Source organism: Nostoc paludosum FACHB-159, assembly GCF_014698835.1.
GTDB classification, from domain to species: domain Bacteria; phylum Cyanobacteriota; class Cyanobacteriia; order Cyanobacteriales; family Nostocaceae; genus Nostoc; species Nostoc paludosum.
This window is the reverse complement of sequence record NZ_JACJTU010000014.1, coordinates 89108-102450: the sequence shown is the minus strand read 5'-3', so window position 1 is coordinate 102450 and position 13343 is coordinate 89108. Positions and strand designations below refer to the sequence as shown.

Annotated in this window: 13 protein-coding genes; 7 read left to right on the top strand and 6 right to left on the bottom strand. The window is 41.2% G+C overall.

Annotated features, from left to right (window positions below):
• Positions 1-79: 79 nt before the first annotated feature.
• Together H6H03_RS16360 and devC are read right to left on the bottom strand one after the other, a co-directional pair.
• A complete protein-coding gene (locus H6H03_RS16360) occupies positions 80-778 on the bottom strand; it encodes a DevA family ABC transporter ATP-binding protein (protein WP_190956135.1) in 699 nt (232 codons plus the stop codon).
• A gap of 148 nt (positions 779-926) precedes the next feature.
• Positions 927-2099: an ABC transporter permease DevC gene (devC, locus tag H6H03_RS16355; protein WP_199338965.1), complete on the bottom strand. Its 1173-nt coding sequence runs from the start codon at positions 2097-2099 to the stop codon at positions 927-929.
• A 39-nt stretch (positions 2100-2138) separates the two neighbouring features.
• Between devC and H6H03_RS16350 the strand changes: the two genes are divergently transcribed.
• Positions 2139-2339, top strand: a complete 201-nt coding sequence (locus H6H03_RS16350) for a hypothetical protein (protein ID WP_190956134.1) — start codon at positions 2139-2141, stop codon at positions 2337-2339.
• Here the strand turns inward: H6H03_RS16350 and H6H03_RS16345 are convergent.
• Positions 2317-3624 carry a biotin/lipoyl-binding protein gene (locus tag H6H03_RS16345; protein ID WP_190956133.1) on the bottom strand — a complete coding sequence of 436 codons (1308 nt, stop codon included), beginning with the start codon at positions 3622-3624 and terminating at the stop codon, positions 2317-2319. The genes H6H03_RS16350 and H6H03_RS16345 overlap by 23 nt on opposite strands.
• 376 nt (positions 3625-4000) lie before the next feature.
• On the opposite strand from H6H03_RS16345, the gene H6H03_RS16340 reads away from it, so the two are divergent.
• Entirely contained in the window at positions 4001-4618 is a 618-nt protein-coding gene (locus tag H6H03_RS16340) for a TetR/AcrR family transcriptional regulator (protein WP_190956132.1), read from the top strand.
• A gap of 507 nt (positions 4619-5125) precedes the next feature.
• On the opposite strand, the gene H6H03_RS16335 is transcribed toward H6H03_RS16340, so the two are convergent.
• Complete coding sequence (locus tag H6H03_RS16335; RefSeq protein ID WP_190956131.1) at positions 5126-5287, bottom strand: hypothetical protein; 162 nt, start codon at positions 5285-5287, stop codon at positions 5126-5128.
• A gap of 460 nt (positions 5288-5747) precedes the next feature.
• Between H6H03_RS16335 and H6H03_RS16330 the strand changes: the two genes are divergently transcribed.
• The 4 genes from H6H03_RS16330 to H6H03_RS16315 all read left to right on the top strand — a co-directional run bounded on the left by H6H03_RS16330 (position 5748) and on the right by H6H03_RS16315 (position 10416).
• Positions 5748-7172, top strand: coding sequence for a nicotinate phosphoribosyltransferase (locus tag H6H03_RS16330; RefSeq protein ID WP_190956130.1), 1425 nt, complete (start codon positions 5748-5750; stop codon positions 7170-7172).
• Between the two features lie 102 nt (positions 7173-7274).
• Positions 7275-7874: a nicotinate-nucleotide adenylyltransferase gene (locus H6H03_RS16325; RefSeq protein ID WP_190956129.1), complete on the top strand. Its 600-nt coding sequence runs from the start codon at positions 7275-7277 to the stop codon at positions 7872-7874.
• Positions 7835-8581, top strand: a complete 747-nt coding sequence (locus H6H03_RS16320; protein ID WP_190956128.1) for an NUDIX hydrolase — start codon at positions 7835-7837, stop codon at positions 8579-8581. The genes H6H03_RS16325 and H6H03_RS16320 overlap by 40 nt, the downstream gene beginning before the upstream one ends.
• A 95-nt stretch (positions 8582-8676) precedes the next feature.
• Positions 8677-10416, top strand: a complete 1740-nt coding sequence (locus H6H03_RS16315; RefSeq protein ID WP_190956127.1) for an NAD+ synthase — start codon at positions 8677-8679, stop codon at positions 10414-10416.
• Positions 10417-10554: 138 nt separating this feature from the next.
• Here the strand turns inward: H6H03_RS16315 and H6H03_RS16310 are convergent, their stop codons facing one another.
• Positions 10555-11181 carry a hypothetical protein gene (locus H6H03_RS16310; RefSeq protein ID WP_190956126.1) on the bottom strand — a complete coding sequence of 209 codons (627 nt, stop codon included), beginning with the start codon at positions 11179-11181 and terminating at the stop codon, positions 10555-10557.
• Between the two features lie 367 nt (positions 11182-11548).
• Between H6H03_RS16310 and H6H03_RS16305 the strand changes: the two genes are divergently transcribed.
• Positions 11549-12442: a peptidoglycan-binding domain-containing protein gene (locus H6H03_RS16305; protein WP_190956125.1), complete on the top strand. Its 894-nt coding sequence runs from the start codon at positions 11549-11551 to the stop codon at positions 12440-12442.
• A 189-nt stretch (positions 12443-12631) separates the two neighbouring features.
• Here H6H03_RS16305 and hemJ read toward each other — a convergent pair whose 3' ends face one another.
• On the bottom strand, positions 12632-13216 hold the full coding sequence (gene hemJ / locus H6H03_RS16300) for a protoporphyrinogen oxidase HemJ (protein WP_190956124.1): 585 nt from the start codon (positions 13214-13216) through the stop codon (positions 12632-12634).
• Positions 13217-13343 lie beyond the last annotated feature (127 nt).

Below are 13343 nucleotides of genomic sequence, written 5' to 3'. Positions count from 1 at the left end.
ATTTTCAACAAATTTTAGCAAATCTACTTACAGTTTTGTAGATTTTTGCGTGCTGCTGTACTCAGTTGATGATGGTTACTTAAGTGACTGACACAACAGCACGATCGCTTACTAACTTACCATCTTCCATGTGAATAATGCGATCGCCAATATCTAAAATCCGGTTGTCATGAGTAACTAAAAGAATTGTACAACCTTGTTCTTTTGCCAATTTTTGCATCAGATTAACTACGTCTCGTCCTGATTTACTATCAAGTGCGGCGGTAGGTTCATCTGCTAAAACAATTTTAGGACGACTCACCAAAGCACGAGCGATCGCTACTCTTTGTTTTTGTCCCCCCGATAAATCATCAGGATAATAATTGAGGCGATGCTCTAATCCTACTTCTCCTAACATTTGGGCTGACCGAGTTTTCATTTCTGAGGGCGAAATATCCTTGTGTAGTTCCAGTCCCATTCTCACGTTTTGCAGTGCTGTCAAACTACCGTGGAGATTGTGCGCTTGAAAAATATAACCGTTGCTGCGTCGCGCTTGGGTAAGCTGTCCTGCTTTAGCGCCACAAAGTTCTTGTCCTAAAACCTGCAAACTACCAGATTGAGCAGAACGCAACCCACCCACTAACGTCAGCAGGGTAGTTTTACCAGAACCAGATGGCCCTGTCATAATAATAATTTCGCCAGCATTAATTTCTAAGTTGATATCAAACAGAACTTGTTTGCGAAGCTGACCGCGACCAAAATAATGGTCGAGATTTTTAATACAGATGGCGGGAAGCATAAGAATTTTAGATTAGGGACTGGGGCATGGGGTATGGCCAGATGGCGAGAAGGTGACAAGAGGTGAGAATTTGCAACAAGTCTTTCCCCTTGTCCCCAATTCTCGTTGTCTCTTCCTATGCCCAATGCCCAATCCCCCATGCCCATTTTCAAAACATATCTGCGGGGTCGGCGGACTGTAATTTGCGAGTGGCGATCGCACCAGATATCATACACATAATCATAGTCAGCACCAGTACCGTTAAGGCTCGTGCTAAGGTCATATATACAGGTAAATTTGTAGCATTTCGAGTTAGTTGGTAAAGTCCCAAGGGCACGATGGCACCTGGGATAAAACCTAATACTGCCAGAATTATTGCCTCTTCAAACACCACACCTAGTAAGTAAAAATTCCGATAGCCCATTGCTTTGAATGTGGCATATTCTTTTGTATGGGCGTTCACATCAGTAGAGAGAACTTGATAGACGATAATTACGCCTACCAAAAACCCCATCATTGCACCCAAGCTAAAAATAAAACCGATGGGAGTGTTTTGCTGCCAATAGTCTTTCTCAAAGGCAATAAATTCTTCCTTAGTAAGGACTTTGACATCTTCCCCTAAGTATGATTTTAAGTTCTTTGCTACTTGTTCTGGCTCATAGCCTGGTTGTAGTTGAATCAAGCCGAGACTTACACTGCCTGCCTGTTGCCTGGGAAATAGTCGCAAAAAGTTCTGATCGCTAGTAATTAGACTACCATCAGCAATAAAAGAAGCCCCGACTTTGAATAAGCCACTAATAGTAATTGTTCGCCGCTCTATTTCGGTTGTGACTGGTTTACCTTGTTCAATTTGGGCGATCGCCTCTGTATAATCTCCTCTAGAAGCACTGTCGAACAACACAGTATCCGGTAGCTTAATCGCCTCTAGGTTGCGGTTAACTTCCGGTAAATCAAGCATTTGGCGATCGGGATTGAACCCTATCACCAATACTGCTGTTTCCTGACGTGTTTGGGGATTCTTCCAATCAATAAAGTTGAGATACATTGCTTCTGCTGACTTTACCCCCGGTATATCCATTGTTTGGTAAAGTCGCCGCCGAGGAAAGGTAGACATATTAGCTAGGTTACGTGCCTGGGGACTGACTAACATAATGTCTCCCTGCATACTGCCATGTAACCTAGTGTTACTGTCAAACAGAGCATTTTGAAATCCTAGCTGCATGAACATCAAAATATCAGCAAAGGCAATGCCTGACAATGCTACTAAAAAACGCCCTTTCTCGTGACTCAGTTGCAACCATCCTAAAGGCGTTCGCCGACGCAGTTGTTTCATCAATCCCATAATTACTGAAGTAGGAAGGTGGGGAATGGGGAATGGGGCATGGGGCATGGGGCATGGGGCATGGGGCATGGGGCATGGGGCATGGGGCATGGGGCATGGGGAGATGGGGAGTGTGGGGGGAAAAGATTTCTTCCCCATCCTCCCACACCGGACACACCGGACACACCTCTTACCCATGCCCAATGCCCAATGCCCAATGCCCAATGCCCAATGCCCTTTACAATTCAATTACTGCCTTGACTTGCAGATTAGTGAAGCTAGAAGCTTTAATACTGGATATTCGATTTAGTTGCACATAGACTTCTACTACTCTGGCATCGATATTGCTAGAAGGATCGGCGTTGATGATGTTCTGCCGCTTTATCTGCATTCCAATCCAATCTACTTTTCCTACTAATTCTTGGGGAAGGGAATCGCTGGTTACCCGCACCTGCTGTCCTGGTTGCACTTTGTGGATATCACTTTGGTAGACTTCTGCTACTACATACATTTGGTCAGTTTCACCGAAATCTACAATCCCATCATCACCAACAGTTTCTCCCGATCGCGTATTAATCTCTAAAATTTGACCGGATTTAGGAACTCGAACGTATGCCTGTGCTAGTTGCACTCTAATTTTTTCCACTGTGGCTTGAGCGCTGTCTACTTCTGCTTGGGCGATGGCTACATCTGTTGGACGCACTTCAGCAGTTTGGTTGAGGGTGGCTTTTGCTTCCTTAATTTGCTGTTCTAGGGTAGCAATGGTTGTGTCTCGGTTGGCTTTGGCTTCGTTAATTTGCTGTTCTAAGGTAGCGATGGTTGTTGCCTGGGTAGCTTGGCTTTCAATTAACTGCTGAGTAGTAGTTGCTGCACTCAAGCGTCTGCTGTCAACTTCTTGACTGGAAATTGCCCCCTGTTTGTATAACGTCTCATAGCGTTGGGCATCAGCTTCAGCATTACTTTTTTCGGCTGCTAAGCGAGTTACTGTTGCTTGTAACTCCTGCTTTCGCCCCTTTAGTTCAGCCTCTAGGCGATTAATTGTCGCTTGCTGAGTTCTAATATTTCCTTCTAATTCCGCTTGCAGACGGCTGACACTAGCCTGCCGCGCCCCGATTTCTCCCTGTTTTGCTCCTGCTTTGACTTGGGCAAGACGATATCTGGCTACCACGACTTGTTTTTGTGCTTCACGCAAACTTGCTTGTAAGCGATCGCGACTATCCATAATTGCAATTACTTGCCCAAATCTTACCCTATCCCCTTCGTTAACCAACAGTTTGTCAACACGATTTCCTTCATTAGAAGTAGGTGCAGACAGTTTTATTACCTCTCCCTTTGGTTCTAACCGCCCCAATGCCGTGACTGTTTTGATCCCTGGATTCCTGCCTGCTGGTGTTACTTCCTGATTATTTACAGTACTTTGAGACCTTTGCGCCATATAAAAGCCTAGTCCCACTGTCAACAAAGATGAAATTATTGCTAACAGCACAGGCAAGCGAAAAATATTCTGGGAAGACCGTGATTCTTCTAGCTTGAAATTTGGCTCCATACCGCCCCCTCTACCAGCGGTCAATAAAACTAAACCGTCTAGTTCTAAGATATTAAACTAAACCGTATAGTTTAGTCAATATTACGGATCTAAACTTCCATCAATTTGTCTTAAACTAAAAGCTTTATAAAAATATTTAGTAAGTTGGCACAATAAAACTAAATTAAGTAAACAAAAATAAATTAAACTAAAATCTCCTTCACGTATGCTTTCTACCTGGTAAATTCAGCCCAATCTTAACAACGAATATTTACACCGCTGTAGTTTGTTTTATTTAATCCTTCATGTTTTGCCAAATTCTTTGAAAAAAAACAATACTTTAAATTTTATTTGGAATTATTTTTCAGATTAATTAACAATACAGGATAATTAGAAAATGGCACGTACAAAAGCTAGTGAAATTGAGCGATATAGTTCAAGTGATAAAATCGAAAAAATTTTACAAGGGTCAAAGCAAGAGTTCTTAGCACATGGTTACGCTGGTGCAAGTATGGATAGAGTTGCACTAGCAGCAGGTGTATCTAAAGCCACAATTTACAGCCATTTTCAAGATAAAGAGGGTCTTTTTAAAGGGCTGATAGAGCAGTTAGCAAGAAAGCGGTTTGAGTTAATTTTTGGCGCACAACCCTTAGAAGGGGAACCCAATATCGTACTACCGCAGTTATTAGCTAAAGCATTGACGCAGATGCTCGAAGACAAAGAATTTCAAGCATTTCAGCGAGTATTAATTGGGGAATCTGCTCGTTTTCCTGAGTTAGCTCAGATTCTCTTTCGCTACATTGCTAAACCAGGAAGTGAAATTATCAGTCAATATTTGGCTTCTCACTCAGAACTGAATATTCCCGACCCAGACGCAATGGTATGGGTATTAATGGGGTCAATAGTACACTTAGTGATTGCTCAAGAGATTATGCATGGCAAGGATATTTTACCAATGGAAAGCGATCGCCTAATTAATTCTTTAACCTACCTGATTAATCAATGCGGTAAATGAAATAGGACTTACGCAAAAAACCTCTCTAACTCTTACGGACTTCCAAATAAAAAAATGTTCCAAAACTGACGCGAAAAGTCTCTCTATTCCTCCTTTCTCTGTGTTCTCTGCGTTCTCTGTGGTAGCCTGCGGCAAGCCGCTTTGCGTCTACCGTTTTCCGTGACCTGTGCGTAAGTCCTGATGAAACTTAGAGGTTGTTTGAAAAGTACTTGGCTGTATCTTTACACTGATAGGGGCGCACAGCTAGCTGTGCGCCCCTATGGAAAATCTATATTTCTCAAGATTTTCGCGAATTGCTATGAGACGTGATATTGATGGCCGATTAAGGTAAAAAGCTAGATTTTATTATTTAGTATTCATCCGAACTTGATGTAAGTAGATAGGCATCCTTAAACACTAAATAAATCGTAGTTCGTAGTAACCGATTCTTCATTAGATTCCAGATGAGCAAAATTCAAGTCCTAACTACAAACTTTCATTAATTTCCACCTACCTACTTATGAGTAACTACCAAGTATCAGCTGTACCTTTCTTATAAGGCTCACCTGTAAAAGGTTGTACGCCAATAGTAGGATAAGCATCATCATTAGGCCCAAAAATCCGCATTGCAGCTTCATAAATATATTGGGTTACATCAGCAAGCATTTGGGAAATCTTGGAAATAGTCATATTATTTGGACTCCTAATTTCTGAGTCACTTAGTTGTGATACCTATACTTTAATCCTGATTTTGTTAACTAGCGGCAATTCTCAATATATTGAGAATCTATGCAATGTTTATTCAGATAAGTTTGCAATACTTTAGCTTTTCAAAAAGTCAAAATTTTTTCCTTAATTCTAATTGTAACATAGCTATTTATTCAACTCCAGTCTGGGAAAGAACCTTGCTTTTATAGAGGCTGGAGACTGGCGATTGGGTTGGAACCTAAAAAATTTTGTCAGCAGCTAATTAGCGCTATTAATAGCTATTACTATTAAAAAACGTTAAATTTTTGATAAAATTATTATTAATAAGCCTTGTATTTCAAGGTTTTTCAGCGGTTTCGGAAATATATTTGCTACGAGTTGACAATATTTATGGTAAATATTACCATAAATCAAAGAGGCGTTCTGATAAGGCAGCTCTGGTATGACAACTTTCCCAGATTTGGACTATGTACATAAACAGCAAACCCAGGAACTAAACCTGCGTGCGGATGACTACAGCTTGCTGACTGACCTTTACCAATTGACAATGGCGGCTTGTTACACAGGCGAAGGTATAGAACAACGATGGGCAAGTTTTGAGTTGTCTGTCAGACGTTTGCCAGAAAATTTTGGTTATTTAATTGCAATGGGTTTGGCGCAGGCGTTGGAATATTTAGCAAAATTACGCTTTAGTCCATCGCAAATTGCAGCATTACAGGCGACGGAAATTTTTGCTGGGGTAAGCGATCGCTTTTGGTCGTTGTTAGCCGAAGGCAAGTTTACCGGGGATGTTTGGGCAGTACCAGAAGGTACGGCTGTGTTTGCCAATCAGCCACTTATACGGGTGGAAGCACCTCTTTGGCAAGCACAATTGGTGGAAACTTATCTTTTAAATACTATTAATTACCAGACCTTGATTGCTACAAAAGCCGCACGGTTGCGGGATATAGCTGGAGAGTCAGCGACACTTTTAGAATTTGGCACAAGACGCGCCTTTAGTCCCCAAGCGTCTTTGTGGGCAGCACGGGCGGCCTTGGCAGGTGGCTTAGATTCTACTTCCAATGTGTTAGCAGCACTACAACTGGGACAAAAGCCGAGTGGTACTATGGCACACGCCCTGGTGATGGCGTTGTCAGCAATAGAAGGCACTGAAGAACAAGCCTTTAGTGCATTTCATCGATATTTTCCGGGTGCGCCATTGTTGATTGACACTTACGATACCATTGCCGCTGCCGAAGGCTTAGCTGCAAAAGTCAATTCCGGGGAAATGCAACTAACAGGCGTGAGATTGGACTCAGGAGATTTAGTTACCTTATCAGAACAGGTGCGATCGCTACTTCCTCGCGTACCAATTTTTGCTAGTGGTGACTTGGATGAATACGAAATTGCCAGACTCAAAGCCGCTGGGGCAGAAATTGATGGTTACGGACTGGGGACGCGATTGGTTACGGGTTCTCCTGTAAATGGAGTTTACAAACTGGTAGAGATTGATGGCATCCCAGTAATGAAACAATCGAGTGGTAAGGTAACTTATCCAGGACGCAAGCAGATTTTTCGTTCGTTGACAGGAGGTAAGGTAAAAGCAGACAGGTTGGGGCTTTTGGGTGAAAGTTCCTGGGAAGAACAACCATTATTGCAGTTGGTAGTCCAGCAGGGTCAACCAGTGCAACCGTTAGAGACTTTGGAAACAATTCGTCAGCGTACTGCTGCCTCAGTAGCTAGTTTGCCAGAACAGACACGGCGCTTGGATCGTCCTGTGGCGGTAGAAGTGGAAATTTCTGAAGGTTTACGGGTGTTGACTGAAGAAACTAAGAAACGTAGACGCGCCAGCGGCTTGCCGCAGGCTACCGCAAAGGACGCAAAGTAATAACAAATGATTGCCATAGATGGATGGATCGCCAAAAAACTTATTTAGTGACTCTTCCATAATCCAAAATCTAAAATCCAAAATCCAAAATCGTACAAGATTATGAGAATTGCTTTGTTTGGAACGAGTGCCGATCCGCCAACTGCTGGACATCAGAAAGTTTTGAGTTGGTTGTCTGAGATTTATGATTGGGTAGCAGTTTGGGCGGCGGATAATCCATTTAAGTCTCATCAAACACCTTTAGAACATCGGGCGGCAATGCTGCAATTGTTGATTGCGGATATCGATGCGCCACGGCAGAATATTGCTTTGGAACAAGACTTGAGTAGCTTCAGAACCCTGGAAACACTGGAAAAAGCAAAATTGCGTTGGGGTGAAAACGTTGAATTAACATTAGTTATTGGTTCAGATTTACTCACTCAGTTACCACGTTGGTATCGCATTGAAGATTTGTTACAGGAAGTGCAACTATTGATTGTGCCGCGACCCAGGTATGCAATAGATGAGTCTAGTTTAGAAATAGTGCAAAACTTGGGAGGCAAAATTGCGATCGCTAGTCTAACTGGTCTAGATATTTCCTCAACAGCCTACCGCGAACATGGAGATTCTCAAGCCCTGACTGCCCCTGTAGTTGCTTATATTAATCGAGAGCATTTATACAAATGCCAGGACGCCAGCAAAAAAAGATTTCAACTTCGGTAAATCAACAACCTTTGGCCGATTTCAAGGTTGGTGTTGATAATGTAATTTTTTCTGTAGATACTGCACAAAATCGGCTGTTAGTTCTGTTAGTAATGCGGCAGCAAGAACCATTTTTAAATCATTGGAGTCTTCCCGGTACTTTAGTGCGTCCGGGAGAGTCTTTAGAAGATGCCGCCTATCGCATTATGGCAGAGAAAATCAAGGTCAACAACCTTTATTTGGAACAACTTTATACCTTTGGAGGCCCGAATCGCGACCCACGGGAAGCAACTGATAGCTATGGTGTGCGTTATCTATCAGTTAGTTATTTTGCCCTTGTGCGATTTGAAGAAGCTGAATTAATTGCCGATCGCGTCGCGGGCATAGCTTGGTATCCCGTTAAACAAGTCCCACAATTAGCTTTCGATCACAATGAAATTTTGACCTATGGACATAGGCGCTTGCGAAATAAATTGGAGTACAGTCCAGTGGCTTTTGAAGTCTTACCAGAAATGTTCACTTTAAATGATTTATATCAGTTATACACCACAGTTTTAGGTGACAATTTTTCGGATTATTCTAATTTTCGGGCACGTTTACTAAAGTTAGGTTTTTTATCCGATACCGGAATTAAAGTCTCCCGTGGTGCTGGTCGTCCAGCTAGTTTGTATAAGTTTGATGCCGAAGCTTTTGCCCCATTAAAAGATAAACCTTTGGTGTTTATTTAATGAGGAGTGAGGAGTGAAGAGTTATTATTCTTTCTCATATTTCCATGCCCAATGCCCAATGCCCCATGCCCAATGCCCAATAATTAATAACTAATATGAAAATTGCGATCGCTCAAATTAATCCGACAATTGGTGATTTAGTAGGAAATGCCCAACAAATCCTAGAAGCGGCACAACGCGCTGCATCAGTTGGTGCGCGTTTGTTACTAACACCAGAACTTTCTTTATGTGGCTATCCACCACGAGATTTATTACTAAATCCTAGTTTTGTGGAAGCGATGAATATAACTTTACAAAACCTAGCCCAGGATTTACCAGCAAATTTAGCTGTGTTAGTAGGAACTGTTGAACAAAATCTGACAGCACATATTACTGGTGGGAAAAGTTTATTTAACAGCATTGCTTTGTTAGAAAATGGCGAAGTCAAGCAAGTTTTTCACAAGCGACTTTTACCTACTTATGATGTATTTGACGAACGTCGCTATTTTGAACCAGGCTTACAAGCTAATTATTTCACTTTAGATAATCTCGATATTGGCGTCACTATTTGTGAAGATTTATGGAATGATGAAGAATTCTGGGGTAAACGTAGTTATACAGTGAATCCCATTGCTGATTTAGCAATTATAGGTGTAGATTTAATCGTTAATTTGTCTGCTTCTCCTTATACTGCGGGCAAGCAACAGTTTCGTGAGACAATGCTCCGGCATAGCGCAGTGCGTTTTCAACAACCAATAATTTATGCTAACCAGGTTGGGGGAAATGATGATTTAATTTTTGATGGTCGCAGTTTTGCTTTGAATCGCCAAGGTGAAATCGTCTGTCGTGCCAGTGGTTTTGAAGCTGATTTATTGGCGGTTGAATTTGACGAGTCACTGCGAGATTTGCAATTAAGTTCTGTGGCATCTGCCTATGAGTCAGAAGATGAAGAAATATGGCAAGCTTTGGTTTTGGGAGTCAGAGATTATGCCCGTAAGTGCCGCTTTTCTAAAGTAGTTTTGGGTCTGAGTGGCGGCATTGATTCAGCATTAGTAGCAGCGATCGCCAGTGCTGCACTAGGTGAAGAAAATGTGCTGGGTGTTCTCATGCCTTCGCCTTATAGTTCCGAACATTCTATTAGCGATGCTTTGGCATTAGCCGCAAATCTAGGAATTAAAACTGATATTTTACCAATAGAACAGTTAATGCAAGGCTTCGATCGCACCTTAGCCGATTTATTTGTAGGTACAGAATTTGGACTAGCAGAAGAGAATATCCAATCCCGGATTCGGGGTAATTTATTAATGGCGATCGCTAACAAGTTTGGTTATCTTCTCTTGTCTACCGGTAACAAGTCAGAAATGGCAGTTGGTTACTGTACTCTCTACGGCGATATGAATGGCGGTTTAGCAGTAATCGCAGATGTTCCCAAAACCCGCGTTTATTCACTTTGCCACTGGTTAAATCGCGATCGCCAAATTATCCCCCAAAACGTCTTGACTAAACCACCAAGCGCCGAACTCAAACCAGGTCAAGTAGATCAAGACTCTCTACCGCCCTATGAAATCTTAGACGATATCTTACAACGCCTGATTCACGACCACCAATCAGCAGCCCAAATTGTCGCAGCTGGTCACGATTGTGTAATTGTCAACCGAGTAATTCAAATGGTGGCGCGTGCAGAATTTAAACGCCGACAAGCACCCCCAGGCTTAAAAATCACCGACCGCGCCTTTGGAACTGGCTGGCGAATGCCAATTGCGAGTAACTGGGTTGCGATCAAAAACGCCTACCAGACTAAAACCATACCCACACCTACCTTAGTTGCTGGGACGGACAAGATACCTAATAAATAGACATGAAAAATAATGTAGAGACGTAGCATTGCTACGTTTCTACAAGGGTTTTGGATAATGCATATTTAATTTCTGGAGATGTCTAATGAGGAACCGGGGACACTTCACTCTTTGCGTCTCCCCATCTCCCCATCCCCCTCACCCGATCGCTACGTCTTCTTGAATGTTAATATTTGCTTCTTTTACTAAAACTTTTAGCAAAGCTGCTATACCAATTTGCTCAGAAACTGCATTCGCATCCCATTTGCCATCAGCTACATACTTACCTTTGCTATAGTGGTTAGTCCCTGACCACAAATAAGGTGTGAGAACTTCTGGGTGGTATTTTCTATAACCAACACCGTTGTATCTTTCTAGTTGCCAAAGCTGGGCTGGCAAACTCCAATCTTTTACTCGGTCGAATTCTTTCATTGTCAAAGCATCGATGGCGCTTTCTTCCCAGGTGTATCCTACCTGCCAGCCTTTAATGGGGTCGGCTAGAGGTCTGCCCGATGGTTCGTTGACGGTGCGTTTTTTGAGCGAATCGCCGTTATGCAGATGTTTGTTAAAGTTCAGGGAAGATTCCATATTATGGATGACTGCAACAAAGTACCAAGGTACATTGATTTTTTGTTGTAATCCTTCGTAACGGGGACGATTTGCACTGATTTTCGCAACTAAGTTTTGAGTGCTGCTGAGTTTATCTGGTCTAATTTCGCAGCTATCCCAAAGCCTCTGATATTCTGGTTTTAAATCTAGCAGACTAAGTAGTATTTTATTTGCCATATTATTAAATACCTAAAAATAACTTTGACTTTTTTAGTTATGACAAAGTTACCTTACTTATATATTAAGTGGCAACTTTTTATACGAAAAATTATTTTTTAATACAAAACTTTTTGATATTTTATGCTTGGCAAACTAGTCTGAAGTTTATTTCTATCTTTTTGTAAAGTCAATGATGATTAAGTATAAATCTTTAAACACTATACAATTTTGATTTAAGTAAAATTATATAAATTTTTGTGCGTAAATCATAAATTAATAGTAAAAAATTTAACTTTATATTAATTACAAAAGTATAGTTTCAAACAAGACCAATCCTGAAAATGATGTTTATACTTAGAAGTAAGTCAATGAATGCAGGTGCATAATGAAACTACAAGATTTTTTAGGAAAAGATGAAAAATGGGGATTCGAGGCGATCGCCAAAGATCCAGAATTAACTCGTCAGATTCAAATACTATTAATAGGCTTGGGTTTACTCGACCCTCCAGCCGACGATAAATTTGGGCCAGTATCTGCCGCAGCCCTGAAAAAATTTCAAGAATTAATGAAAATTGGGGAAACTGACTATTTAGGCCCAGTCACCGCCAAAGAACTAATTGAAACTAAGCCAGAGGAACTTCCTAAACCCGCCTTAAAACTTGGTAATGACGTTGCTAGCAAGATTATCAAATACATGCAGGCAAAAAATTATCAGGTATCTACTAATGCCAAAGAATACAACATTGTTTATTTAGAAGGAGTCAATGAAGACTGGACTCTCAACAGCGATACACCAAACCAATTTAACGATCGCCGTATTGTGATTGAAGTAGTAGACGGTGTTCCTAAAATTGTAAATCACTGGCAAGCCACTACAGAACCAGGCAGCCGCTATACTTATAACCCGATGAATCCCGGAGGTGCAGCCAGAATTAAATTTGGGCAATACAAAGCTTGGTCTGTTGGCATACACGGCAATTCAGAACCTCACGAAGCATTAATCCAAGTTGCACCTATCACCGTTCACCGAGATTTTAATAAAGATTTTCAACGGACTGGTGACAAACTAGATACAGGTCTTTTCTTGGTAAATCAACACTACGGATATGATGCTCCTGTAAATGATATCAAGAATGCGAGTGCAGGTTGTTTAGTAGGACGTAGGCGTGAGGGACATCGAGAGTTTATGTCGATAATTAAACAAGACCGTCGCTATGTAGCTAATAAAAATTATGTCTTTTACACTACAATCATCCCAGGGGATGATTTATTAAAATAATTCGTAATTAATAATTACGCATTATGTCGATTAGACGCTAAAACCGTTGATTTATCCTTGTAAAGTAAAGACGTTGCAACGCAACGTCTTTACAGGACGCATAATTATTGATATTTCGTTGATTTGGATAATTCACATCAGACGTTAATTCGTAATTCGTATACGAATTACGAATTATTAAATTGCTCTTTAACTTTGTTCTTGTGGAATTTGTCCTATTGGTGCCGTCAACTTCTCTTTATCCTGCCTACGTTTTTTGGCATAAAGTTGAATAGTAACTGCCATCAAAATAATCATGCCAAAAATACCCCAGGCAGCTATATCTGTTGGTAGATTATTTTTAAATATAGCCAGTAATACGATCGCTACCAACATAACTGTCGGTGCTTCATTTAATGCCCGTAATTGCTGACTACTCCAGGCACATTGATCTGCTGCTAACTTCTTGATCAGACGAGCGCAGTAATGATGATAGCCTATTAAAATGGCTACAAACAGCAGTTTTATATGCAACCAGCCTTCCTTTAACACTTCTGGTTCAGTGCTTATTAAACCAATGGCCATTGCGATCGTCACAAACATGCCTGGGTTAGTGATGATATGGTAGAGGCGCTTTTCCATAATTTGATACTGATTTTTCAGTATGGTTCGCGCTGGTTCAGGTTCTTGGTTCGCTTCAACGTGATAAATAAAAAGACGTACCAGGTAGAACAAACCAGCAAACCAAACTACAAACCCGACAATATGAAATGCTTTAAACCATGAATAAGCCATGAATTCTAATCTCCATCAGTGTGGTTGTAATGCATTTTTAGTGGTCATAAAAAGGAGCCATAATTCAGAATTCAGAATTCAGAATACTCCTCTTGGAAAGGATGGACAAGTTTTGCCACTCAATCTT